We start from the raw sequence: 24,069 nt of genomic DNA, 5'->3' as shown, positions 1-24,069 counted from the left end.
GGTGCCCCGCACCCGTCACCCGTCCGCGCTTCTTCCCTTCCTGTCCTGGCGGGGCAGCGCGGGCTCCGGCAGCCGGTCCAGGAGCCTGTCGCGTTCGACGGCGAAGACGGGGTCGGCCTGGTAGTCGGAGTGCCCCAGGATCGGTGCGGGCAGCGGGTGGGCGCGGGTGCGGCCGTGCGCGAGCGGGTCCAGCAGGGCGTCATGGTCCACCGGCTGTCGTCCTGCGTCGGGTTCGACGCGGACGGGGCCTCCTATCGGGTCGGTGTGCCGCCACAGATTGCGCCAGCAGGCGACCTCGTCGTGCAGGTGGCGCAGGCAGTGGGGGCCGAAGTACGCGGGGAACCAGCGGCCGTACAGGCGCTCCAGCGGTGCGCCGTACGTCAGCAGCGCGACCCGTCGGCGGGTGCGCCGCGGCAGTTGCCAGAGCGCGGCGGCGGACAGGACGCTGCCCTGCGAGTGGCCGGAGATGACGAGGCGGCCCCCGGTGCGTTCGGTCCAGGTGGCCATCCGCCAGGTCAGGTCCGGCACCGCCCGCTCGGCGTAGCACGGCGGGGCGAAGGGGTGGGCGGCGCGCGGCCAGAACGTGCCGACGTCCCACAGGATGCCGATGGTGCGGCGGGCCTTGGGGTCCCGGTAGGCGCGTCGGCCCCAGGTGACGAACAGCAGGAATCCGAAGCCGACGAGCCACGAGCCGAGGGCCTGCGAGGTGTGCGCGAGGGCCTCCACCGAGGTGGGGGTGCCCTGGGCGGCGCGGCCCGGCACCTCGTCGTAGAGATGCGCGCCGAGCAGTGCGACCCCGCCCAGGGCCAGCGTCGCGCCGGACAGGACGGCCAGCATGCGCGGGGCGAAGTCGGTGAGGGAGGCAGCGGCGCGGGCCAGGGCGATGCGCCGGGTGCGCACCGGGTCCGGGGTCTCGCCGGGGTAGTCGGCCTCGACGCGCGCGGTGAGGGAGCCGCGGGTGCGCCAGGTGCGCACTCCGTAGCGCAGCGCCAGCAGGAGCAGGACGCACAGCAGCGGCGGGATGACGGACGCCTGCCAGGTCAGCAGGACGGGCGGGCCGGCCACCCCTTCGGCGGGGCGTGTGCTCATGCCCGGGGTGGCGGAGCCGTCGAGCCAGTCGGCGACGCGCTGGGCGACGCCGCCGGTCATGACGCCGCCGAGCGCACAGGCCAGCATGGCGACGGCGGGGCCGCCGAGTCCGCGCACGGCACTGCGTGCGACGGGTGCCCCGCGGTGCAGGAGGAACGCCACCGCGCCGAGCGTCAGGACCAGTACGAGCTGGCCGAGCGTGAGCAGCCCGAAGGCCCGGTCGGCGCCGCCGAGGCGGCCCGCCGACGTCCAGCCCGGCCGGGACCAGCCCGCGTACAGCACGGACAGCAGCAGGGCGCCGAGCGCGGTGGCCGGCAGCAGGGTGACCAGTGCGCGGTCCAGCGCCGTGTCGAAGCGCGACTCCGTGCGGCCGCGTCGGCACACCACCCACACGACGACGATCCCGCCGGTGGCGAGGACGCCCTGGAGGGTCCAGCCGAGTACGTCCAGCACGGTGTGGGCGGCCGACCTGTCGTAGTGGGCGGTGGTGACGGCGAGGGCGGCGGCGACGGTGAGGAAGCCGGCCGCGGTGTGCGCGGCGCGCAGCCGGGCGACCAGCCTGCGTCCGTACCAGAAGCCGGGGCGGCCGAGAGCCGGGCCGGATGCCGCGTCCTCGGTGTCGTCGAGGGCGGCGGGCAGCGGCTGCTGGGACTCGTAGGCGCTCCAGGTGCGGTGCGAGAGGTACCAGAGCAGTCCGGTGAGGGCGGCGGGGACCAGGGCGGCCAGAGCGATCCGCCGGCCGGGCTGGCTCCACCAGCCGCCGTGCGCGGCAGACAGGAAGCCCAGCCAGGACTTCTTGCCGGAGCAGGTGGTGGAGCCGCCGCACTGCCATGCGGTCAGGTCGAGGGCGACCTCGCAGGCGGCCCCCACGAGGAGGAAGGTCAGGCTGAGGGCGACGAGGCGGACCAGGACGCCGTAGAGGCGGAGGGTGCGGGGGCGCCCCTCGGCGGCGGGGCGCATCCAGTGCGCGAGGTTGACGACCATGAAGGGCAGCAGCAGGAGCCAGAGGGCGCGGATGCCGTTTCCCGAGGTGAGGTTGCACCAGACATAGGCCTCGGGGATCGGCTTGTCCCGGTAGTCGGCGGGCCGGTCCTCGGCGTCGGCGTCCTCGGTGCGGCGGAACACCGCGGCCGTGCCGTCGCCGCTGACGCGCACGGTGCGGGGGTCGCCGAGCATCTCCTCGGGGGTGGCGCCGCCCACGCCGTGGACGAGGAGTTCGAGTTCGAGCGGAGGCGGGGGGCCGGAGGCGGCACCGTCCGGAAGGAGGACCTCCGCAGCGCGGGCTTCCGGGGCGGGAAGTCCCGGAACACGGACCGGCGCGGTAACTTCCGGGGCACGGACTACCGGAGCGGCGGCTTCCGGAGCGGGGTCGTCCGGGACGGCGGGTGCAGGGGGCACTTCGGGGCTCGCTCTCGCGGACGTACGACGGGCTGAGGCCGACCTCGCGGACGTACGACGGGCTGAGGCCGACTGCAAGCTGCTGCTTTCACGCAGACCTTGTGCGGAACTCCAGGATCCCGGACGCGGCCGTCCCTGCCCACCCCGCCGCACGTTCTTCGCAAGTCGCTCCCGTACGCCGCGTCCCGCCCGTCTCTCGCGTGACGTACCGCACCGACCGTGGAGGGGCGTTGCACCCCGTGCGAGGATGAGCAGCCCTTACGGCGACGTGGAAAGGACCGGGGCCCGCAGTGACCGAGAATCAGAACCTGCTCGCGGAACAACGGCGCGCCCTCATCCTCGACGAGGTCAGGCGGCGCGGCGGGGTGCGGGTCAACGAGCTGACCCGGCGGCTGAACGTGTCCGACATGACGGTGCGCCGCGACCTCGACGCCCTCGCCCGTCAGGGCGTCGTCGAGAAGGTGCACGGCGGGGCGGTGCCGGTCGTCGAGGCGAGCGCCCACGAGCCCGGTTTCGAGGCGAAGTCGGCGCTGGAGCTGTCCGCGAAGGAGGACATCGCGCGGACCGCCGCCGCGATGGCCGTACCGGGCAGCGCCGTCGCCCTGTCCGGCGGGACCACCACGTACGCCCTGGCCCGGCACCTGCTGGACGTGCCGGACCTGACGGTGGTGACCAACTCGGTACGGGTGGCGGACGTCTTTCACGCGGCCCGCCAGCTGGGCGGCGACAACACGGGGGCGGCGACGGTGGTGCTGACCGGCGGGGTGCGCACCCCCTCGGACTCCCTGGTGGGGCCGGTCGCGGACCGGGCGATCGGCTCGCTCCACTTCGACGTGCTGTTCCTCGGGGTGCACGGCATATCGGTGGAGGCGGGGCTGTCCACGCCGAATCTCGCGGAGGCCGAGACCAACCGGCGGCTCGTCGACTCGGCCCGTCGGGTGGTGGTGGTCGCGGACCACACCAAGTGGGGCACGGTGGGCCTGAGTTCGTTCGCGGCCCTGGACCGGGTGGACGTCCTCGTCACGGACAAGGGGTTGTCGGACGCGGCGCGCGAGGAGATGGCGGAACACCTGCCGGGGTTCGTGGTGGCCGGGGAACCCACGGACTCCGAAGACAACTGACAGTTCGTCAACTACCTTTGCGCGTGGCTCGTTTGCCGACGCGGGAGGTTCGCTCCACATGGTTCGCCGACTGAGTGATGTGGGACTCGGCTTCGTCGAGTCCGCGCCTGTTCGCCTGGTGTTCGCCGCCGACGTCCGCGTGCCGCCCCAGGACGTGTACCGGGCGCTGGCCCAGGAGACCGCCCAGTGGCCCCGCTGGTTCTCGGCGGTGACCTTCGCCGGGCCCACGACGCGCGGCCGTGAGGTGCACCTCCGGGGAGGCATCAGGTTCATGGAGACGGTGCTGGCCGCCGAACCGTCGATCCGGTACGCGTACCGGATCGACCTGACCAACGCGCCGGGCGTCACGGCCATGGTGGAGGACTGGCGGATCCGGCCCGCGGGCGCGGCCACCCGGGTGGCTTGGACGATGGCGGTGGACGGACCCGCGCCCCTGCGGGTGGCGCTGCGGGCGGCGCGGCCCGGGGTGGGCCGTTCGTTCCGCGCGGCGATGCGTGCCCTGGACGCACGGCTGGCGGCGACGAAGGCGGACTGAGCCCTCCCCGTACACGGCAAGAGGCCGGCCTGGTCCGGCCGTACACGGCAAAGGCCGATCGGGCTCCCCCGTACACGGCAAGAGGCCGACCGGATTCACCCGTACGGGGCAGAAGGCCGACCGGGCCGCCCGAGGCGCCGACCGGCCGACCTGCCCGTACGCGTGCTCCGCGCGGGCGGACTCTTGGGGACTACGGCCAGACGCCGGTCGCCAGGAACTTCTCCAGGGCCGCCGCGTACGGGGCGATGTCCAGACCCTGTTCCGCCAGCCAGTCGTCCGAGTAGTACTTGTCCAGGTAGCGGTCGCCGGGGTCGCAGATCAAAGTGACCACGCTGCCCGTGCGGCCCTGCTCCACCATCTCCGCGACGATCTTCAGCGCGCTCCACAGGCCGGTGCCCGTGGAGCCGCCCGCCTTGCGGCCGAGCACCTGTTCCAGCGCCCGTACGGCGGCCACGCTCGCCGCGTCGGGAACCTTCATCATCCGGTCGACCGCGCCCGTCACGAACGACGGCTCCATGCGGGGGCGCCCGATGCCCTCGATGCGGGAGCCGCAGTCGCTGCCGGCGAGCGGGTCGCCGTTCGTCCAGCCGTCGAAGAAGCAGGAGTTCTCCGGGTCGGGGACGCAGATGTAGGTGTCGTACTGCATGTAGTGCACGTAGCGCGCGATGGTGGCGGAGGTGCCGCCGGTGCCCGCGGTGGCGACGATCCAGCTCGGCTCGGGGTAGCGCTCCAGCCTGAGCTGCTGGTAGATCGACTCGGCGATGTTGTTGTTGCCGCGCCAGTCGGTGGCCCGCTCGGCGTAGGTGAACTGGTCCATGTAGTGTCCGCCGGTCTCGGCCGCGAGCGCGGCGGACTCCTCGTACATCTTGCGCGAGTCGTCCACGAAGTGGCACCGGCCGCCGTGGAACTCGATGAGGCGGATCTTCTCCGCGCTCGTCGTGCGCGGCATCACCGCGATGAACGGCACCCCGACCAGCTTCGCGAAGTACGCCTCGGAGACGGCGGTGGAACCGCTGGACGCCTCGATGACGGGGCGGCCCGGCCGGATCCATCCGTTGCACAGCCCGTACAGGAACAGCGAGCGGGCGAGCCGGTGCTTGAGGCTGCCCGTGGGGTGCGTCGACTCGTCCTTGAGGTACAGGTCGATGCCCCACTGCTCGGGCAGCGGGAAGCGCAGCAGGTGGGTGTCGGCGGAACGGTTCGCGTCGGCCTGCACCTTGCGCACGGCCTCTTTGAGCCAGGCCCGGTACACGGGGTCGCTTCGGTCGACGTCGCCGGTGGGGGCGGCGACGGCCGGGCGGCCTCCGGGGCCCGCAACTCCGGCCGGAGGTACGAGACCTGCGGGGTCGTCGGGACCCGTGGGGTCCGCGGGACCCGCCGGTTCGCTGGTGCTCATCCGCGCCACTCCTCGTCCTGCTCGCATGCGGGTGTCCGGGGACTGCGCCTGCGGCACGTGCACCCGGCACAGCGATTCTCGCATTCGCCATTTTATCCCTCCTACCTGCACAAACGTTCACTTTGGGCAGCCATAGCACTCCCTTGTGCCACCGGCCCCGGGGTGCCGGGGGCGCAAAAAACGGAGTGCGCCTTTCCGCGCGCCCTCCCTCTGGTGCACACGCCCGGCCGGGGGCAGACTGCCGAGCAGTACACGGGGGTACGAACCGGGGGTCAGTGAGCGAAACTCGACCGGAAGGGGGCGAACAGGCAATGCCGGAGCCCGATTTCAGCGTGCTGGGCGTACGGATAGAGCGCTGGACGCGCTCGCTCACCAGGGCAGGTCAGGTCGTCGTGCGCGACGGCACGCTCAGCCTGCTGAGGAGCGACGGCGCACTCATCGACAGCGCGCCGCTGGACGCGGTCACGACGGGCAGGCCCTGGTTCGCCGGGGACGGCCGCCTGGTGGCCAGGCTGAACGGCACCCGCTATTCGCTGACCGTCCCGGAACCCGGCGACGGCCTCCTCGAAACCCTGCGTGGCACGCATGGCTGAAGCGACGCGAGTTGCGAGGCGGTACCCGCTGGGCCACCCTTGCGATACCTCACCAAGGGTGCACGGACGGTGACGCTGAGATCCGGCCCCGTTCGACACGCACCCGGAGAATCAGATCGTCTCCGACCGCCTTCCGACCTCAATCGGGGAGTCGCAGCCGTGATCAGCAAGCCCAGCAGGCACTGCACGGTGGAGCTCCAAGCCCTGCCGTCGCGGATCGGCCAAGTCCGCAGAATCGTTTCAGCGCAGTTGCGCTATTGGCATCTGGACCCTTTGATCGACCCGGCGGCACTCGGCGTGACCGAGCTGCTGACCAACGTGCACCAGCACGCGCAACCGGACAAGACGTGCACCGTGGAGATCGAGTTGCTCTTCGACCGGCTCACGGTGTCCGTCCGTGACCACGACCCGCGGCTTCCCACAGTGTGCGATGCCGAGCCCTTCGACACCGGCGGACGCGGTCTGTCCCTGATCGAGGCGGTCAGCGAAAGCTGGGGCGTGCACCCACTGGGGGATGCGGGGAAGACCGTCTGGTTCGCCCTGCCCACCCCCTCGGTCACCCTGAAGTCGGCCCCGCTCACGGGGCACGAACGCAAGAAACGCACCGCGCAGGTCCGGTCTGCCCCCGTGGGCTGAACCGGGCCCGCGCCCGGCACTCCGCCGGGCGGGCCGGCCGTGCCGGGCCGCCCGGCCGAAGTCTCAGCGAGGTTCGCCGTACCAGCGCCACGTGTCGCGCCGGGGCACCCCGGGGAGGTCGCCGCGGCCGGTGGCCCACAGCAGAGCGGGCCAGGGCGGCAGGCCGTCGGGGACGTCGGGGAAGAGACGTCCGAGCACACCGGCGCACAGCTCGGCGGGCGGCTCCCATGCCTCGCCGATGCCGAGCCCGGTCGCCAGGTCGTGTGTGTGCACGAGGGTTTCGACGACGCCCATCGCGACGAATCCCTCGGGGTCGGACACTCCGAAGACGTGGTGCGCCCGCACCTGCGGTTCCGCGGCGGCGGCCACCGCGTACAGCAGTCCGCCCGCTGATTCGAGCACCACGAGCAGGCCCGCCACACCCGCCTCCCGTTCGACGCGGACGGCATTGGAGGGCGAGCCGGGAGACTGCCGCGTGTACCGGAGCGGTACGTCGGTGTCGGTGCGTCCGGAAGCGAGCTGGGCGGCGTACGAGAAGAGATCGTCGACGAGGTGCTCGGCGGTCTCCCAGCAGTCCCAGTCGAGCGCCCCTGCCCTGACTGTCCAGTCGGCGTCCGCGGCCTCCCGCAGAACGGCGGAGGCGAGGCCGACGGACCGGCGTACGTCATCGGGGGTAAGGGTCATCCCCGGACGGTAGCAAGCCGTTCCGCCCGCCCCGGTGGCCTCTCCCCCGCCCCCGTCCTGTCCGCGCGCACGGCGGCCCGTCCGGGAGCCGGTCGCCCACGGGCCGCCGGCGTCGCCGATGACGGCGAGCACCCGCCCGGTCCGCGGCACACGCCGGGCCGTTCCGGCTACGCTCCCGCCGCCAGCCCCCGCAGCGGATCGTCCAGTACCGGTTGCCACGCCACCTCCGCCGCCCCCACCAGCGAGTTGTACTCCAGCGTGCACGGCAGGATCGGCACTCCCCCGCTGCGTCCCCACAGACTGCGGTCCGCCACCACCGCGCGCAGCCGGTCGGGCTCGGCGGCCAGCAGGGCCTGGTGCAGCCCGCCCAGAATGATCCGGTCCGGGTTGAGGATGTTCACCAGCCCCGCGAGCCCCAGTCCCAGCCGGTCCACGAGCGCCCTGGCCGCGCCTCGCACGGCCGGGTCGCCGTACTCCTCCCGGAGCAGTTCCTTCGCCTGGTGGAGCAGCGAGGTCTCGGGGCCGGGCGTCCGCCCCGCCTCGGCCAGGAAGGCGAGCGGGTCGGTCTCCACGTCGAGACATCCCCTGCTTCCGCAGAAGCACGGCCGCCCCTCGGGGTTGACCGTGAGGTGTCCCACCTCCAGCGCCAGGCCCGAACTCCCGCTGTGCAGACGCCCGTCGAGCACCAGCGCTCCGCCCACCCCGCGGTGTCCGGTCGCCACGCACAGCAGGTGCAGGGCACCCCGCCCCGCGCCGTGCCGGTGTTCGGCCAGTGCGGCGAGGTTGACGTCGTTGCCGGTGAACGCGGGCCCCTCGATCCCGGCAGCGGCGACCCGTTCGGCGAAGATCTCCCGTACCCGGGAGCCGGCGGGCCAGGCGACGTGGAGGGGATTGAGCGCGGTGCCCTCGGGTTCGGCGACGGCGGACGGCACGGCGAGCCCGGCCCCCGCGCACCGGCGACCGCTCTGCCGCAGCAGTGCGGCGCCCGTGTCGACCACCGCGCCGATGACCTGTGCGGGGTCCGGGTCGACGACCTCGCAGCCCGGCGCGGTGGCGACGATCCGCCCGCCCAGACCGACCAGGGCGGCGCGGAACCCGTCGGAGTGCACCTGGGCGGCGAGCACCACGGGGCCCGCGTCGTCGACGGTGAGCCGGTGCGAGGGGCGGCCCTGCGAACCGACGGCCACGGGCCGCGAGTCGACCCTGATGAGTCCCAGCGCTTCGAGTTCGGCGGCGACCGCGCCTGCCGTGGCGCGGGTGACGCCGAGTTCGGCGGTGAGCACGGCGCGCGTGGGCGCGCGGCCGGTGTGCACGAGTTCCAGCGCGGGCCCGAGCGCTCCCCGGCCCCTTTCCAGCTTCGTTCTGGTGCTGGTCACCCGTGTCCCCTTGCCGTTCATGACGTGGAGTCTGCCATGCCGTCCGGGTGCCTTGCCCCGTTCGGGGGCTTCCCCTACGCTGACTTTGTGCCGAACCTAAACAAAGTCCGGACGGCCGCATCGGGGGGACCGGGCGGAACCACCGCCGCAGCGCCCTCCCTGTCCCGCCTCCGCCTCGCTCTGACCCTCTTCTTCGCCCTCGACGGCTTCGTCTTCGCCGGGTGGGTGGTACGCATCCCGGCCATCAAGGCGCAGACCGAGTCCTCGGCCTCCGCTCTGGGACTCGCGCTGCTCGGTGTGTCGGCGGGCGCGGTGATCACCATGACCCTGACCGCACGGCTGTGCGAGCGCTTCGGCAGCCCCCGGGTCACGGTCGTCTGCGGCGCGCTGCTCTCGCTGAGCATCGCGCTGCCGCCGCTGACGCACTCGCCGCTCGCGCTCGGTCTCGTCCTGCTGGTGTTCGGGGCGACGTACGGCGCCATCAACGTGGCGATGAACAGCGCGGCCGTCGACCTGGTCGCGGCACTGCGCCGCCCGGTCATGCCGAGCTTCCACGCGGCGTTCAGCCTGGGCGGCATGGTCGGCGCGGGGCTGGGCGGGCTCGTCGCGGGCGGCCTCTCCCCGCTCGTCCACCTGACGGCCCTGACCGTACTGGGCCTGCTGCTCACGGCGGTGGCCGGGCCGATGCTGCTGCGGGAGTCCCGGCAACTCACCCCGGTACGGTCCACCGCGCCGGCGGGCAGCCCCCCGGCGTCGCGGCCCCGCGACCGTACGGAGACGGGCCCGTCCTCCCGTACGGAGGCAACCTCCGCGGGCTCGGCGGCCGGCGCCTCGCCCAGCGGTGCCGCCGCACGCCGCGAAAGGCCGCGTGCCTCACCCGCCACGCGGCGCACCGTCGTGCTCTTCGGCGTGATCGCCCTGTGCACGGCGTACGGGGAGGGCGCGCTCGCCGACTGGGGCCCGCTGCACCTCCAGCAGGACCTCGGCGCACACCCGGGCGCGGCGGCGGCCGGCTACGCGCTCTTCGCGCTCGCCATGACCGTCGGACGGCTGACCGGCACCACCCTGCTGGAGCGGCTCGGGCAGACCAGGACGCTGGTCGCGGGCGGGGCGACCGCCGCCGTCGGCATGCTCCTGGGCTCCCTCGCGCCGACGCTGTGGCTCGCTCTGCTCGGTTTCGCCGTGACGGGTCTCGGCCTGGCGAACATCTTCCCCGTCGCGATCGTGCGGGCGGGCGAGCTGGCGGGACCGGGCGGAGTCGCCACCGCGTCGACCCTCGGCTACAGCGGCATGCTCCTCGGCCCGCCCGCCATCGGTTTCCTGGCGGAGTGGTTCTCGCTGCGCCTCGCGCTGACGACGGTGGCGGTGCTGGCCGCCACGGCCGCGGTCCTGGGCCTGGCGGCCGGTCGCACCCGTCCGGGGCATGCCCGCGCGCACTGAACGGCGCACGCCCGTAAACCGGCAGCGGCATCACCGCGCGGACATGTCATGATCGCCCCATGGCAATCGAGACCCACATCAACTGCCTTGCCGTCGAGGGTGAGTTGCTGGCCACGGCCGCCGAGAGCGCGGGCACCGACGCCGCCGTCCCCACCTGTCCCGGCTGGCGGGTGCGCGACCTGGTGCGGCATCTGGGCACGGTGCACCGCTGGGCGACGGCCTTCGTCACGGAGGAACACCGGGAGCGCCGCCCCGGCGACGCCGAGCCCGATCTCGACGGGGCTCCGCTGCTCGACTGGTACCGGGAGGGGCACGCGGCTCTGGTCGCGGCGCTGCGCGCCGCCCCGGACGACCTGGCGTGCTGGACGTTCCTGCCCGCTCCGTCGCCGCGCGCCTTCTGGGCCCGTCGGCAGGCGCACGAGACTGCCGTGCATCGGCTCGACGCCGAGTCGGCGGCCGGACGTCAGCCCGGTCCCGTGGAGTGCGCGTTCGCGCTCGACGGAATCGACGAGCTCCTGGCGGGGTGCCACGCGCGCGACACGAGCCGGGTCAGGACCGACTCGCCGCGCACGCTCCGGATCAGGGCTTCGGACGCGCCCGCGGGCACGGATGCCGTGTGGACGGTGCACCTGACGAAGGACGCGCCGCCGCGTACCGTACGCGGCGACGACGGTCCGGCCGACACCGAGCTGAGCGGGCCCGCGGGGCTGCTCTACGCGGTGCTGTGGAACCGGCTTCCCGCGGAGTCGGCCGAGCTGTCGGGGGACCCCCGGCTCGCGGCCGTCTGGCGGAAGTTGTCGGGCATCTGAGGTCCGCCGTCCCGCGCGCGGCACACCCCGGACACCGGGCGCGGCGGCGTCCTCGCGTACGGAAGCGGACACGGACAGGGCCGCACACCGGGCACCGCCGCGACGGAGGGCCGCCCAGCCACCACCGCACGCCGGGCACCGCCGCGGCAGAAAGCCACCCAGCCACCACCGCAGACCGGGCACCGCCGCAGCACGAGGCCGCTACGCCACGCACCGCACACCAGACACCGCCGCGACAGAAGCCCGCCGGGCCACGCGCCGTAGGGCCGGCCGGGACAGGGCCCCTTCCCACCGGCCGCACGGCTTGTCACACTTCCCCTCATGGAGACGGGAGCCCGGCCACGCCGGACACAGGCACAGCGCGACGCCATGACCATCGAGATCGGATACGCGCTGGTCAGTGCCGCCGTACTGGCCGTGGTCACGCTCTGCGCGCTGCTGACCCCCGACTACTTCCTCGACCTCTCCCCCGCCGTGGCGAGGATCCTCCACATCGCGGCGGGCACGCTGGCCGCCGCGGTCTTCCTGATGCGCCTCGTGCACGTCCTGCGGCGTTACCGGGGTGCGCCCGGCACCCGGCCGGGCCACCCGGGCCGCACCCGCGCCGACGCGTAGGAGGAGAACGGGTCCGCGTGCCCGGACGGGACCGACCGCGCGCGTCGGCCCGCCGGACCGGGACGGTCCGACGGGCCGTCCGCGGCGAACGTCGTGCGCGGCGGTGCTACTTCGCGTCGGGCTCGGGCACCGCGTCCGGCTTGTGCGTCGCGCTCAGCATCCGGTGCGCCACCGGATGCATCCGCACCAGCTCGGCCAGGGTGGTCGCTCCGCTGGTCACCCGGGCGAACGCCCTCCAGGCCGGCCGGAACCCGGTGAGCGCGGTGTGCATCACCGCCGGGTGACGTGCGAACTGGGCGAGCAGGCGCTTGCCGACGCCCATCTCGACGCCCAGCCCGGCCTTGACCGCGAAGGCGTAGTTGAGGGCCTGCCGCCGGGCGTCGACCGCGTCCTGCGCCTCGGCGATCCGTACCGCCCACTCCCCCGCCAGCCGTCCCGACCGCAGCGCGAAGGAGATCCCCTCGCGGGTCCACGGCTCCAGCAGGCCCGCCGCGTCCCCGCACACCAGCACCCGGCCCCGCGACAGCGGCGACCCCGCGGCGCGGCAGCGGGTCAGGTGCCCGGAGGAGATCGAGGGCTCGAAGCCGGAGAGGCCGAGACGCGCGATGTAGTCCGTCAGGTACTGCTTGGTGGCGGCCCCTTCGCCCTTGCTCGCGATCACGCCGACGGTCAGCGTGTCGCCCTTGGGAAAGACCCAGCCGTAACTCCCGGGAAGAGGGCCCCAGTCGAGGTGCACCCGGCCGGCCCAGTCCTCGGCGACCGTCGCGGGCACGGGGATCTCGGCCTCCAGGCCGAGGTCGACCTGGTCGAGCTCCACGCCGACGTGCGTCCCTATCCGGCTGGCGCTGCCGTCGGCGCCGACGACGGCCCGCGCGAGCACGGTCTCCCCGTCCGAGAGGACCACCGCCGCGGTCCGCCGGTCGGGGACCGCCGCGCCGTGCTGTTCGACGCGGGCGACCGTGGCGCCGGTGCGCAGGACGGCGCCCGCCTTCGTCGCGGTGTCCACCAGCGCCTGGTCGAACTCGGCCCGGTTGACCAGGCCGAACAGCATCTTCCGGGACTTCCTGGTACGCGTCAGCTTCCCGTCGAGCGAGAAGGTCACCGCGTGGATCCGGTCCCGCAGCGGCAGGACGAACCCGGGCGGCAGACTGTCGCGCGCCGGGCCGATGATGCCTCCGCCGCACGTCTTGTACCGGGGCAGTTCCGCCTTCTCCAGCAGGAGTACGCGCCGCCCCGCGCTCGCCGCCGCGTACGCCGCGGAGGCCCCGGCAGGCCCTGCCCCGACCACCACGACGTCCCACACGGGCCCGCCGTCCTCGCCCCACTCGTGTCCGGCGTCTGCTGTGGCGTCTGCGTTCTCGCTGCTCACGATGTGCTTCTGCTCCTGATCCGACCCGTGCCCCATGCTTTCCTGCGGCATCCTACGGCGCGGCGGACGCGGGCTCCCCTGTGGGAGGATCGGTCACGTCTTCCCCGTACGCACAAACGTCCCGGAAGCACGGTCGGAACCCGCGTCACCGATGCGGCTGCACCGCACCGCACCCCGCGTCACCCAGCCGTTTCACCGTCGCACCCACGAGGAGCCGCGCCCATGACCGCCCCCCATCCGATCGCTACGACCGTCGCCGCGCTGATGCCCCGTGCCCGGACGGAGCTCGCCGAGCTGGTCGCCTTCCAGTCGGTGGCGGACCCCGCCCAGTTTCCCAGGAGCGAGTGCGAGGCCGCGGCGAACTGGTGCGCCGACGCGCTGCGCGCCGAGGGCTTCGAGGACGTCGCCCTGCTCGACACCCCCGACGGGACGCAGTCGGTGTACGGCTTCCTGCCCGGACCCGAGGGCGCGCCGACCGTACTGCTGTATGCGCACTACGACGTACAGCCGCCGCTCGGTGTGGACGAGTGGCTCTCACCGCCGTTCGAGCTGACCGAGCGCGACGGCCGCTGGTACGGGCGCGGGGCCGCCGACTGCAAGGGCGGCTTCCTCATGCACCTGCTGGCGCTGCGCGCGCTGAAGGAGAACGGCGGCGTCCCGGTCTCCGTGAAGGTCGTCGCCGAGGGGTCCGAGGAGCAGGGCACCGGCGGCCTGGAGCGGTACGCGGAGGCCCACCCGGACCTGCTCGCCGCCGACACCGTCGTGATCGGCGACACCGGCAACTTCCGCGTCGGCCTGCCGACCGTGACGGCCACCCTGCGCGGCATGACGATGCTGCGGGTCACCCTGGACACCCTCGAAGGCAACCTGCACTCGGGGCAGTTCGGCGGCGCCGCTCCCGACGCGCTCGCCGCGATGATCCACCTGCTGGCGTCGCTGCGGGACGCGGACGGCTCGACGACCGTCGACGGTCTCACCGCGGACGGGACCTGGGACGGCCTCCAGTACCCGGAGGAGGAGTTCCGCGGCGACGCGAGGGTGCGCGACGGCGTCGGTCTGATCGGGGACGGCACCGTGGCCGACCGGATCTGGGCGCGCCCGGCCGTCACCGTGGTCGGCATCGACTGCCCGCCGGTCGTCGGCGCCACGCCGTCCCTCCAGGCGCGTGCCCGCGCGCAGATCAGCCTGCGGGTGCCCCCGGGCCAGGACGCGGCCGAGGCGACGAAGCTGCTGACCGCGCACCTGCACGCGCACGCCCCGTGGGGTGCCCGGGTCAGCGTCGAGCAGGTCGGCCAGGGCCAGCCGTTCAAGGCGGACACCAGCAGTCCGGCGTACACCTCGATGGCCGACGCCATGCGCGTCGCCTACCCCGGGGAGGAGATGCAGGTCTCCGGCATGGGCGGCTCCATCCCGCTGTGCAACACGCTCGCCTCGCTCTACCCGAGGGCGGAGATCCTCCTCATCGGGCTGAGTGAGCCGGAGGCGCAGATCCACGCGGTGAACGAGAGCGTGTCGCCCGAGGAGTTGCAGCGCCTGTCGGTCGCCGAGGCCCTGTTCCTCCGCAACTACGCGGCGTCCAAGGCGGTCTGACGCCGCTGGGCCCCTGATCAGCGCTGGGCGAACTAAGCGCTGAGCGTAGATTCCTGCGGCGGGCGTACGGCGTCTCGTACGTTCGCCGCATGGACCTCGTAGAGATACTGCCGCACCTCCACATGCTGCGTTTCCCCATCGGCCAGGCCTACCTGTGGCGGGAAGAGGGCGCAGCGGGAACGGAGTTGACCCTGATCGACGCGGGGCACCGGGATGCCGCCGCTGACATCGAGCGGGCGGTCCGGAGCCTGGGCCACGATCCTCGGGACCTGCGCCGCATCGTCCTCACCCACTGCCATCGCGACCACGTGGGCGCCGCCGAGGAGTTGGCCGCCCGCTACGGAGCCCAGGTGCTCGCGCACCGCCTGGACGCGCCGGTGGTACGGGGCGACGCGCCCACCCCGGAGCCCGACCTGCTGGACTGGGAGGTGCCGCTGTACCAGCACGGGCTGACGGTTCCGCCCGCCCCGCCCACCCGGGTGGACCGTGAGCTGGAGGACGGCGACCTCCTCGGTTTCGGCGGCGGGGCGCGCGTCGTGCACGCCCCGGGCCACACGGACGGCTCGATCGGCGTCCATCTCCCGCACCACGGCGTCCTGTTCACCGGGGACTGCATCGCCGCCGTCGGCGAGGTGATGCTCGGCGTCTTCAACGTGGACCGCCCGCAGGCGCTGGCCACCATGCGCCGGCTGGCCTCGCTCGCCCCGTCCGTCGCCTGCTTCGGGCACGGCGACCCGCTCACGCGGGACGCCGCGACACGGCTGCTCACGGCGGCGGAGCAGGCCTCGTCCGCCGGGTAGCGCCCCTGTGCACCGGACCACCCGCCCGCTCAGCCGACCGGCACTCCCGCCTCCAGGTTGAGCACCGTCCCCCGTTCCCTGGCGCGCAGCGCCCACCGGAGCCGCTGGTACCTCTCCGGCGGCAGCAGCCCGGCCGCTTCCTCCTCGCGCACGAACCGCCACTCCCGCAGTTCCGGCCCCGGCAGCAGCACCCGCTCCACCGAGTCCCCGTCCAGACGTCCGCCGTCGAACAGCAGCCGCAGCCCGCCGAATCCGGGTGGGTGGGGCGGTTCCCAGTCGACGACCAGGAGCCGGGGCACCCGTTCCAGACGTATCCCGGTCTCCTCGGCGACCTCCCGCACCCCCGCGCGCGCGGGTGCCTCCCCCCGCTCGACCACCCCACCGGGGAACTCCCAGCCGGGCTTGTACGTCGGGTCGACGAGCAGCACCCTGTCCTCCTCGTCGAAGAGCAGCACGCCCGCGGCGAGGGTCTCGGCGGTCGGCGGCGGCGTCTGCACGATGTCGCAGGGCCCGGCCGCCCCGGACCGTACCGCCTCGGCGACGGCCGCGGCGGCTTCGTACGGCGTGATCCGGCTGGTGTCGACGACGTGCGCGTCGGGGACGATCCACTCCAGCGCGGCCAGGTAGGGCTCGATGTGGTCGTACGCCCACTGCCGCACCCGCACCTCGGCGTCCGCCGCGCTCAATCCGGGCTCCGCACGGGCCGCGATCCGCTCCCGCAGGATCGTTTCCTCCACGTGGAGCAGGACGTGCCGCACGGGGATGCGGCGCGACGCGAGCCCGCCGAAGATCTCGTCCCGGTACTCCTGCCTGAGCAGCGTCATGGGCACCACGAGCACCCCGCCCACCTCCGCGAGCAGGGCGGCCGCCGTGTCCACGACCATGCGCCGCCACATGGGGAGGTCCTGGAAGTCGCCCACCTCGGCGAGGCGTTTGGGCGGCAGCAGGTGTTCGAGCGCGGCTCCGGTCAGCTCCGGGTCGTAGAAGGTGCTGTTCGGGATCAGATCGATCAGCTCGCGCGCGGTAGTCGTCTTGCCCGCCCCGAACGCGCCGTTGACCCAAACGATCACGGTTCCCCCTCTGCCGTTGCCCCCAGTGGACTGCCCGCAACACCCTGCCACGAACAACCGGCCCGGCGGCATGGTGCCTGCGACGGCCCGCGTACACAACCGTGGCAGTGCTGTGTCCCGCCGCGAGCAACGCCGTGCCCGTCGCACGGCGTCGATGCAGATAACGGGGGCGCCCCGGGACGGCTGCGGCCGTGACCCGTCGTCACGGAGTCTCGTTGGGCGCACAGAGGTACAGCAGGAGCACGGATGAGAGGGGTGCGGCATGAACCGCACGGTTTTGCGTCGTTTTCCGGCCGGTGGCCCGCGGGGCAGCTGGCCCGCCGAGGAGTACGCCCACGCGCGGCGCACCGAGGGCTGCCCGGCCGAAGTGGTGATGGACCTGGACGCGGACGCGTTCCTGGTGGTCGTGGCGCAGGCGGCGGCGCCCGCGGAGGCCGCCGCCCTCTGACGGCGCACCGCCGCCGGGTCACCAGGTGGGCCGCGCGCTGATCCCGCCGTCCACCACGAGGTCCGTACCGGAGATCCAGGCGGCGGCGTCGGAGGCGAGGAAGACGCACGCGTTGCCGACGTCCTCGGGGGTGCCGAGCCGCTGCAACGGAGCGGCCTCGCCCCAGCGACGCACCCCCTCGGGCCATTGTTCGGCGAGCCCGGGGTGGTCGATCAGGCCCGGCGAGACGCTGTTGACGCGGATGCCGTCCCGGCCGTATTCGAGGGCGGCGGAGCGGGCGAACATCACCAGTGCGGCCTTGGACGCGCAGTAGTGCGCATGACCGGGCGCGGCCTGGCCGGCCTCGATCGAGGCCACGTGGACGACGCTGCCGCCGCCCCTCGCGGCCAGGAGCGGCGCGGCGGCGCGGGTGCAGCAGAGGGCGCTGGTGGTGTTGGCGTCGTACATCTCCCGCCAGTGGTCGGCGGTCATGTCCGCCAGGTCGCGGGTGGGCTGGATACCCGCGTTGTTGACCAGCACGTCCAGACCGCCCCGCCAGTCCGCCGCCGTCTCGACGAGCCGTCGGCACTCGGACTCGCGCGTCAGGTCCGCCTGTACGGACAGGGCGCGCCCGCCGGCGTCCACGATCCGCGCCACGAGCGCCATGGCCGACTTCTCGTCCTGCCGGTAGTGGACGACGACGTCGGCCCCGGCGGCGGCGAACCTCTCGGCGATTCCCCGGCCGACCCGGCCGCTGGCGCCGGTCACCAGGGCGACGCGCCCGGTCAGGTCCCGCGGGTTCGCCTCACGCATTTCCGTCACTCTCGTTGCCCTTCTTGCCGTGGATCATGCTGAGCGGTGCTCCGTCGCGGCACAGTTCCCGGATGCGGGCGGCCTGTTGCGGATAGCGGGCGCCGAGTCGTTCCGCGTCCCCGCCCTCGTAGTCCGCGGGCAGGAAGCCGGGAGCCATCGTCGTACCGAACAACGACCACGCGCCGCCGTGCGCCACGCGCGCCCCCATCCACGTTCCCGCTCGTACGAGGTACTGCACGGGGCCGCCCCGGGTGAAATCTCCGAGCGGTACGAGCCGGTCGGTGCCGTCGGGGGCCAGGAGCAGCAACTCCAGCGGATCCCCGCGGTAGAAGTGCCACATCTCGTCGACGGGCAGCCGGTGCAGCGCCGAGAAGTCTCCGGGGGCCGAGGTGAGCAGGACGAGTATCGCCGTGCCGGAGGGCCGCCCCGCTCCGTCGGCCGGCCCCGCCCAGGTCTGCCGGAACAATCCTCCCTCCACGGGCAGGGGTTGCAGCCCGAGGCGCTGGGCGAGGAGACGGGCTTCGGTGAGGGGTGCGTCGTCGACGGTCACCGGGCTCAACGTACCCGGGCTCGGCGCCCGCCACCCCTGACCGCCCGTCCGGTCGATGCGGCTGAACACGCCCGGCCGCCTGCGGGCACCGCCGCGGCGTCCGTGTTCTCCTGAGCCGGTCGCGTTCATCCGCCGCTACGGAGGAACTCTCCATGCATCCCTCGTCCGGTCGCCCGGTCCCGCCCCGCCACTCGCGTCGTGCGCCCCGCCCGGGGGTGGCCGCGGCCCTCGCCGCCGGACTGCTGTGGGCGGTGAGCGTCCCGGCGCCGTCCTCCGCCGCGGAGGCGTCCTCGGGGGCGGATCCGTCCGCCGCCGCCCCGGGCTCCCACCCCGGAGCGCTGGCCCTCACGCCGCCCATGGGTTTCAACAACTGGAACTCCACCCACTGCCGCGCCGAGTTCAACGAGGCCATGATCAAGGGCATCGCCGACCTCTTCGTCTCGAAGGGGCTCAAGGAGGCCGGCTACGAGTACGTCAATCTCGACGACTGCTGGGCGAAGCCGCAGCGCGACGCCGCGGGCAAGCTGGTGCCGGACCCCGTCCGCTTCCCCCACGGGATCAAGGCGGTCGCCGACTACGTCCACTCCAAGGGGCTGAAGTTCGGCCTCTACAGCAGCGCGGGCACCCGTACCTGCGACAGCGTCGGCATGCCCGGCGCGCTGAACCACGAGTACAGCGACGCGCAGCAGTTCGCCGAGTGGGGCGTCGACTTCCTCAAGTACGACAACTGCAACAACGAGGGCGTCGACCACATGCTCCGGTACACCACCATGCGCGACGCGCTGAAGGCCGCGTCCGCCCGGACCGGCCGTCCCATCCTCTACAGCCTCTGCGAATGGGGCTCCTACCGGCCGTGGGAGTGGGGCCGGGACGTCGGCCACATGTGGCGCACCACCCGGGACATCAAGGACAAGTGGCCGATCATGCTGGGGATCATGAAGGAGAACCTGCGGCTGGCGGAGCACGCGGGTCCCGGCGGCTGGAACGACCCGGACCTGCTGGAGGTGGGCAACGGCGGCATGACCGACACGGAGTACCGCACGCACTTCTCCATGTGGTCGATCATGGCGGCCCCGCTGTTCATCAGCACCGACCTGCGCAAGGCCGGCCGGGCGACCTTCGACATCCTCGCCAACCGGGAGGTCGTCGCCGTCGACCAGGACCCGCTCGGCAAGCAGGGCACGGTGGTCTCCTCGGAGGGCGGTCGCTGGGTCGTCGCCAAGGAACTGGCGGACGGCAGCCGTGCCGTGGCCCTGTTCAACGAGAGCGACAAGCCGCAGCGCATCACGACCGCCGCCACCGCCGTCGGTCTGCCCGACGCCCCCGGCTACCGGGTGCGCGACCTGTGGCGCAAGACGGAGGTCCGGTCCGCCGGCACGCTCTCCGCGACGGTGCCCGCGCACGGCACGACGCTGCTGCGGGTGGGAGCCGACGGCCGGTAGGCAGCGCGTCCCGGCGCGCTCACCGCGGCCCGCTGCCGCCGTCGCGCGCGCGTCCTTCGAGCAGTGCGGCGGCCGCCGCACCCACCAGACCGGCATCGGTGCCCATGCGGGCGGGCACGGCCTTCAGCCCTCGTACGAAGGACAGGGCGGCGTACTGCGCGAGCGCGGCCCGCAGCGGCTCGAAGAGGACGTCGCCCGCACCCGCCACCCCTCCGCCGACCACCGCGATGTCCACCTCGACGAGAGTGGCGGTGGCGGCGATTCCGGCGGCCAGGGCCTGCGCCGCGCGGGCGAACGACGCGAGCGCGACGGGATCGCCCGCGCGGGCCGCGGCGGCCACGGCGGCGGCCGAGGTGTCGCCGTCGGGGCCGGGGCGCCAGCCCTGCTCGGCGGCGCGCCGGGCGATGTTGGGGCCGCTGGCGATGCGCTCGACGCAGCCGCGTGAGCCGCACGGGCAGAGGTCGCCCTCCAGGTCGACGCTGATGTGCCCGATGTGGCCCGCGTTGCCGGTGGGGCCGGGGTGGGGAAGGCCGTTCAGGATTAGCCCGCCGCCGACGCCGGTGGAGACGACCAGGCAGAGCGCGTTGTCGTGTCCCTGGGCGGCGCCCTTCCAGTGCTCGGCGGCGGTCATCGCGACACCGTCGCCGACCAGCCGCACCGGAAGGTCGCCGACGGCCGTCCGGACCCGCGCGACCAGCGGGAAGCCGCGCCAGCCGGGGACGTTGACCGGGCTGACCGTACCCGCGGCGGCGTCGACGGGGCCGGCACTGCCGATGCCGACGGCGGACACCTCGGACCACAGCGGAGAAGCCGTCAGTTCGGCGAGCACCGCGTCCACCGCGGCCATCACGCGCTCTCCGTCCTCCTGCGCGGGCGTCGGCCGCTGCGCCCTGAGGCGGATCCGGCCGGTGTCGTCCACCAGCGCACCCGCGATCTTGGTACCGCCGATGTCGAGCGCGGCGACGAGGTCGGTGAACTCGGTGTGCATCGGCGTACAACTCCAGGGAAGAAGAGGAACGGGGAAGATCCGGGGCCACGCCAGTCTCCCTATACCTGACAACGTTGTCCAGGCGCGGGAGCCCTATGCTCTGTGCCGTGAGCCGACGCGACGTCCGCGACGCCCCGCGGCCCGCCCCCACGCCGACGACCGAAGGACAGCGCACCGTGGCCGACACCACCGCTCCTCCCCCTTCCGCCGCAGGGGGGTCCCGGCGCCCCGTGCCACCGCAGAGCCGCTACGGGAACCGGCCCACCATGAAGGACGTCGCCGCCCGCGCGGGCGTGGGCCTCAAGACGGTCTCCCGGGTCGTCAACGCCGAGTCGGGTGTCACCCCGGACACCGAACGGCGTGTCAGGGAGGCCATCGACGCGCTGGGTTTCCGCCGCAACGACAGCGCCCGGGTGCTCCGCAAGGGCCGCACCGCCAGTATCGGCCTCGTCCTCGAAGACCTCGCCGACCCGTTCTACGGGCCGCTGAACCGGGCCGTCGAGGAGGTCGCCCGTGCCCACGGCGCCCTCCTCATCAACGGCTCCAGTGCCGAGGACCCGGACCGCGAACAGGAGTTGGTGCTGGCCCTGTGCGCCCGCCGGGTGGACGGGCTGATCGTGATCCCGGCCGGCGACGACCACCGCTACCTGGAGCCCGAGATGGCGGCGGGGGTCGCGACCGTGTTCGTGGACCGTCCGGCGGGACGCATCGAGGCCGACGTCGTACGGTCCGACAGCTTCGGCGGGGCGCGCGCGGGCGTGGCGCACCTCCTCGCGCACGGGCACCGCCGGATCGGTTTCATCGGCGACCAGCCCCGCATCCACACCGCCACCGAGCGGCTGCGCGGCTACCACGCCGCGATGGCGGACGCCGGACTTCCGGTCGCCGAGGAGTGGGTGGCGCTCGGCAGCACCGCACCGGAGCGGGTGAGGGCCGCCGCCGAGGCGATGCTGGCGGGCCCGGCGGACGAGGCGGTGACCGCGATCTTCACCGGCAACAACCGGGTGACGGTCACGGTCGTGCGGGTGCTGGCGGGGCGCGAACACCCCGTCGCCCTGGTCGGGTTCGACGACTTCGAACTGGCCGATCTGCTGCACCCCGGGGTCACGGTTGTCGCGCAGGACGCGGCGCTGCTCGGCCGCACGGCCGCCGACCTGCTGTTCCGTCGGCTGGACGGGGCGGGGGGAGCCCCGGTGCAGGAGGTGCTGGAGACGCGCCTGGTGCCGCGCGGCTCGGGCGAGATCCCGCCGGGGCCCGGCCACGGGTGAGCGTGGTGACCGTGCCGGGCGGCTCAGCAGGTGGGCAGGCCGGGCAACGGCCGGTCGTTGTCGCCGCCCTTGAGGTAGACGACGCTGACGTACACCCCCGTGTTGCCGTTGTCGTCGTCGGTCCTGGCCCACCAGACGTTCGTCCAGTTGCCGTAGGTGACGCGGCGGCCGAGGTCGGCCTGGCAGTAGAAGTAGTTGGTGCCGGCGTTGAGGGTGCCCGCCCGCTCGCCGTTCGCGCGGATCGAGTCGGAGGTCCGCCAGACCTCGCAGTTGTACTTCCCGGCCCCGATGCCCTGGCAGACCGGCGCCGCGGGGGGCGGCTGCGGGGGCGGGTTGCCGCCCCCGGTCGCGGCGGCGCCTCCCGCGCTGCCGCCCGCCGCCGTTCCTTTGCCGGGCGACCCGGCCGCCCCTCCTGCGGGGTCGGCGCCCGCTGAGCCGTTGTCGGCCGTCCTGGCGCCCGTGCCGCCCCCGCTGCCCGCGTCGTCGGTGCCGCTGGACGGAGAGCCGGGCTTCGTGCCGCCCGGGGTGGGCGTGGGCGTCTTCCGGCCTGCCTCCCTGCCCTTGTCCTTCCCGGTGGACGTGGGCGCGGCGGTCTTCTGTGCGGCGTCGGTCGGCAGCGATTCGATGGCGGGCAGGCCGTCCGCGTGCGGCGTGTCGGCCGCCTGTGAGCTCTTCGCCGCGGGGCTGCCCGCCGTCTGCTGTGCGCTGCCCCGGTCGCCCAGGGCGTACGTCACTCCCGCACCGGTCACCAGCACCGCGGCGACGCCCGACGCCACGAGTGCCTTGCGCCGGGCGCCGGAGGCCCTGCCGGCGGGGGCCGCCCGCCCGCGCCGACCACCGCCTCCGGATGTGGCGACGGCGGCGGTCGCGTGGGCCGCCCGGTCCTGTGGTCCGGCGGAGGGCGTCGGCCCGGTGAGGTGGCCCGGGTCCTCCGTGAGGTGCCTCGGCCCGGTCGCGAACGAGGGGTGCGCGGCCGGGTGCGCTCCCGTGCCGTGGCGGCCCTGCCCCGGGCCGTAGTCGCCGGGAGGGGGCGGGGCGGGCGGTCCGAAGCCCGGTGCCGGTGGGAGGTACGGAGCCGGGGCGGGCGTTCCGGTCGCGGCGGCCGGGGGCACGGCGGGGCCGAAGGCGCCCTGCGACGGGGGCTGTTGCGCGTGCGGGCCGGTCGCTTCGTGCGCGGAGCGCGGGGCGGGCCCGGCCGGGCCCGCCCCGGCGATCGCGGTCAGCAGTCGCGCCGCCTCGACGGCGTCGGGCCGCTGGGCGGGGTCCTTGCTCATGAGCCGTTGCAGTACGGGACCGAGCGGCCCGGAGCGCACGGGCTCCGGGAGCGGGTCGACGACGATGGCGGTCAGCGTCGACCAGGTCGAGGTACGGCGGAAGGGCGAGCCGCCCTCGACGGCCGTGTACAGCGTGGCGCCGAGCGCCCAGACGTCGGACGCGGGGCCCGGCTCCTGGCCCTGGGCGCGCTCGGGTGCCAGGTAGTCGAGGGAGCCGACCAGTTCGCCGCTGCGGGTGAGGTGGGTGGTGGAGCCGTCGCCCGGGTCGTCCATGGCGGCGATGCCGAAGTCGGTGAGGACGATCCGGCCGCTCTCGTCGAGCAGGATGTTGCCCGGCTTCACGTCGCGGTGCAGGACGCCGACGCGGTGGGCGGCGCCGAGCGCCTCCAGCACCCTGGCTCCCAGGGCTGCGGCCTCGTGCGGATCCAGGAGGCCCTTCTCGGTCAGCACGGCGTCCAGGGACGGGCCGTCGACGAGCTCCATCACGATGACGGGGCGGCCCTCGTGGTCGGCGACGTCGTGGACGGCGACGACTCCGGGGTGGCGGACCCGGGCGGCGGCCCTGGCCTCGCGCTGCATCCGTACCCGCAGATCGGCCAGTTCGGGGGCGGAGGCGTCGTTGTACGCGCGCAGTTCCTTGACGGCGACCTCGCGGCCGAGCACCTCGTCGACGGCCCGCCAGACGACGCCCATGCCGCCGCGGCCGAGCTGCTCGATCACGCGGTAGCGGCCGGCCAGCCGCTCGTTCTCCCCCGTAGCCACCACTGCCCCGATCCGTTACGCCCA

At 73.9% G+C, this 24,069-nt stretch carries 21 protein-coding genes and 1 pseudogene; 12 read left to right on the top strand and 10 right to left on the bottom strand.

All coding sequences use genetic code 11. From position 1 onward, the window contains the following. Nucleotides 1–15 precede the first annotated feature (15 nt). A complete protein-coding gene (locus ACQPZG_RS30040) occupies nucleotides 16–2,265 on the bottom strand; it encodes a hypothetical protein (RefSeq protein WP_433549601.1) in 2,250 nt (749 codons plus the stop codon). Nucleotides 2,266–2,777: 512 nt separating this feature from the next. Between ACQPZG_RS30040 and ACQPZG_RS30035 the strand changes: the two genes are divergently transcribed. Beyond that, nucleotides 2,778–3,608: a DeoR/GlpR family DNA-binding transcription regulator gene (locus tag ACQPZG_RS30035; protein ID WP_433548826.1), complete on the top strand. Its 831-nt coding sequence runs from the start codon at nucleotides 2,778–2,780 to the stop codon at nucleotides 3,606–3,608. Nucleotides 3,609–3,666: 58 nt separating this feature from the next. Further along, nucleotides 3,667–4,143: an SRPBCC family protein gene (locus ACQPZG_RS30030; protein ID WP_433548825.1), complete on the top strand. Its 477-nt coding sequence runs from the start codon at nucleotides 3,667–3,669 to the stop codon at nucleotides 4,141–4,143. 190 nt (nucleotides 4,144–4,333) lie between these two features. Here the strand turns inward: ACQPZG_RS30030 and ACQPZG_RS30025 are convergent, their stop codons facing one another. Beyond that, nucleotides 4,334–5,539, bottom strand: a complete 1,206-nt coding sequence (locus tag ACQPZG_RS30025; RefSeq protein WP_433548824.1) for a PLP-dependent cysteine synthase family protein — start codon at nucleotides 5,537–5,539, stop codon at nucleotides 4,334–4,336. A 311-nt stretch (nucleotides 5,540–5,850) separates the two neighbouring features. Between ACQPZG_RS30025 and ACQPZG_RS30020 the strand changes: the two genes are divergently transcribed. Further along, a complete protein-coding gene (locus ACQPZG_RS30020; RefSeq protein WP_433548823.1) occupies nucleotides 5,851–6,132 on the top strand; it encodes a hypothetical protein in 282 nt (93 codons plus the stop codon). 159 nt (nucleotides 6,133–6,291) lie between these two features. After that, complete coding sequence (locus ACQPZG_RS30015) at nucleotides 6,292–6,768, top strand: ATP-binding protein (protein ID WP_433548822.1); 477 nt, start codon at nucleotides 6,292–6,294, stop codon at nucleotides 6,766–6,768. Between the two features lie 63 nt (nucleotides 6,769–6,831). Here ACQPZG_RS30015 and ACQPZG_RS30010 read toward each other — a convergent pair whose 3' ends face one another. Further along, nucleotides 6,832–7,452, bottom strand: coding sequence for a hypothetical protein (locus ACQPZG_RS30010; RefSeq protein WP_433548821.1), 621 nt, complete (start codon nucleotides 7,450–7,452; stop codon nucleotides 6,832–6,834). A 167-nt stretch (nucleotides 7,453–7,619) separates the two neighbouring features. Then, complete coding sequence (locus ACQPZG_RS30005; protein WP_433548820.1) at nucleotides 7,620–8,849, bottom strand: ROK family protein; 1,230 nt, start codon at nucleotides 8,847–8,849, stop codon at nucleotides 7,620–7,622. 66 nt (nucleotides 8,850–8,915) lie between these two features. Between ACQPZG_RS30005 and ACQPZG_RS30000 the strand changes: the two genes are divergently transcribed. The 3 genes from ACQPZG_RS30000 (at nucleotide 8,916) to ACQPZG_RS29990 (ending at nucleotide 11,692) form a co-directional block, all read left to right on the top strand. Next, nucleotides 8,916–10,268, top strand: a complete 1,353-nt coding sequence (locus ACQPZG_RS30000; RefSeq protein WP_433548819.1) for an MFS transporter — start codon at nucleotides 8,916–8,918, stop codon at nucleotides 10,266–10,268. 59 nt (nucleotides 10,269–10,327) lie between these two features. Then, nucleotides 10,328–11,077 (top strand): maleylpyruvate isomerase family mycothiol-dependent enzyme, encoded by a 750-nt coding sequence (locus ACQPZG_RS29995; RefSeq protein ID WP_433548818.1) that lies wholly within the window; start codon nucleotides 10,328–10,330, stop codon nucleotides 11,075–11,077. Nucleotides 11,078–11,398: 321 nt separating this feature from the next. Further along, the gene (locus ACQPZG_RS29990) at nucleotides 11,399–11,692 is read left to right on the top strand and encodes a DUF6332 family protein (protein WP_433548817.1); all 294 of its coding nucleotides are present in this window, start codon (nucleotides 11,399–11,401) and stop codon (nucleotides 11,690–11,692) included. A 106-nt stretch (nucleotides 11,693–11,798) separates the two neighbouring features. Here ACQPZG_RS29990 and ACQPZG_RS29985 read toward each other — a convergent pair whose 3' ends face one another. After that, nucleotides 11,799–13,097, bottom strand: a complete 1,299-nt coding sequence (locus tag ACQPZG_RS29985) for a geranylgeranyl reductase family protein (RefSeq protein WP_433548816.1) — start codon at nucleotides 13,095–13,097, stop codon at nucleotides 11,799–11,801. A 186-nt stretch (nucleotides 13,098–13,283) separates the two neighbouring features. Here ACQPZG_RS29985 and ACQPZG_RS29980 point away from each other — a divergent pair, with 186 nt between their 5' ends. Together ACQPZG_RS29980 and ACQPZG_RS29975 are read left to right on the top strand one after the other, a co-directional pair. Continuing rightward, nucleotides 13,284–14,651, top strand: a complete 1,368-nt coding sequence (locus ACQPZG_RS29980) for a dipeptidase (protein ID WP_433548815.1) — start codon at nucleotides 13,284–13,286, stop codon at nucleotides 14,649–14,651. An 89-nt stretch (nucleotides 14,652–14,740) separates the two neighbouring features. Next, entirely contained in the window at nucleotides 14,741–15,451 is a 711-nt protein-coding gene (locus tag ACQPZG_RS29975; RefSeq protein WP_433548814.1) for an MBL fold metallo-hydrolase, read from the top strand. 29 nt (nucleotides 15,452–15,480) lie between these two features. Here ACQPZG_RS29975 and ACQPZG_RS29970 read toward each other — a convergent pair whose 3' ends face one another. Beyond that, complete coding sequence (locus ACQPZG_RS29970; RefSeq protein WP_433548813.1) at nucleotides 15,481–16,521, bottom strand: NUDIX hydrolase; 1,041 nt, start codon at nucleotides 16,519–16,521, stop codon at nucleotides 15,481–15,483. Between the two features lie 262 nt (nucleotides 16,522–16,783). On the opposite strand from ACQPZG_RS29970, the gene ACQPZG_RS29965 reads away from it, so the two are divergent. Then, nucleotides 16,784–16,969, top strand: a complete 186-nt coding sequence (locus tag ACQPZG_RS29965) for a hypothetical protein (protein ID WP_433548812.1) — start codon at nucleotides 16,784–16,786, stop codon at nucleotides 16,967–16,969. 18 nt (nucleotides 16,970–16,987) lie between these two features. On the opposite strand, the gene ACQPZG_RS29960 is transcribed toward ACQPZG_RS29965, so the two are convergent. Both ACQPZG_RS29960 and ACQPZG_RS29955 read right to left on the bottom strand, forming a co-directional pair. Further along, nucleotides 16,988–17,761 (bottom strand): SDR family NAD(P)-dependent oxidoreductase, encoded by a 774-nt coding sequence (locus ACQPZG_RS29960; protein WP_433548811.1) that lies wholly within the window; start codon nucleotides 17,759–17,761, stop codon nucleotides 16,988–16,990. Continuing rightward, nucleotides 17,754–18,311, bottom strand: coding sequence for a cupin domain-containing protein (locus tag ACQPZG_RS29955; RefSeq protein ID WP_433548810.1), 558 nt, complete (start codon nucleotides 18,309–18,311; stop codon nucleotides 17,754–17,756). Before ACQPZG_RS29955 ends, ACQPZG_RS29960 begins: the two co-directional genes overlap by 8 nt. A 152-nt stretch (nucleotides 18,312–18,463) precedes the next feature. On the opposite strand from ACQPZG_RS29955, the pseudogene ACQPZG_RS29950 reads away from it, so the two are divergent. Next, nucleotides 18,464–19,744, top strand: a pseudogene (locus tag ACQPZG_RS29950) (glycoside hydrolase family 27 protein); the annotation flags it as partial. A gap of 28 nt (nucleotides 19,745–19,772) precedes the next feature. On the opposite strand, the gene ACQPZG_RS29945 reads toward ACQPZG_RS29950, so the two are convergent. After that, the gene (locus ACQPZG_RS29945) at nucleotides 19,773–20,741 is read right to left on the bottom strand and encodes an ROK family protein (RefSeq protein ID WP_433548809.1); all 969 of its coding nucleotides are present in this window, start codon (nucleotides 20,739–20,741) and stop codon (nucleotides 19,773–19,775) included. 266 nt (nucleotides 20,742–21,007) lie between these two features. Here ACQPZG_RS29945 and ACQPZG_RS29940 point away from each other — a divergent pair, with 266 nt between their 5' ends. Further along, on the top strand, nucleotides 21,008–22,009 hold the full coding sequence (locus ACQPZG_RS29940) for a LacI family DNA-binding transcriptional regulator (RefSeq protein WP_433549600.1): 1,002 nt from the start codon (nucleotides 21,008–21,010) through the stop codon (nucleotides 22,007–22,009). A gap of 23 nt (nucleotides 22,010–22,032) precedes the next feature. Here the strand turns inward: ACQPZG_RS29940 and ACQPZG_RS29935 are convergent, their stop codons facing one another. After that, the gene (locus tag ACQPZG_RS29935; protein WP_433548808.1) at nucleotides 22,033–24,048 is read right to left on the bottom strand and encodes a serine/threonine-protein kinase; all 2,016 of its coding nucleotides are present in this window, start codon (nucleotides 24,046–24,048) and stop codon (nucleotides 22,033–22,035) included. Between the last annotated feature and the right edge of the window lie 21 nt (nucleotides 24,049–24,069).

Origin of the sequence: Streptomyces sp. CA-294286 (assembly GCF_050947155.1) — a bacterium.
Classification (GTDB): domain Bacteria; phylum Actinomycetota; class Actinomycetes; order Streptomycetales; family Streptomycetaceae; genus Streptomyces.
Note: the sequence above shows the minus strand (reverse complement) of the source record. Positions and strands in the feature narration are given on the sequence as shown.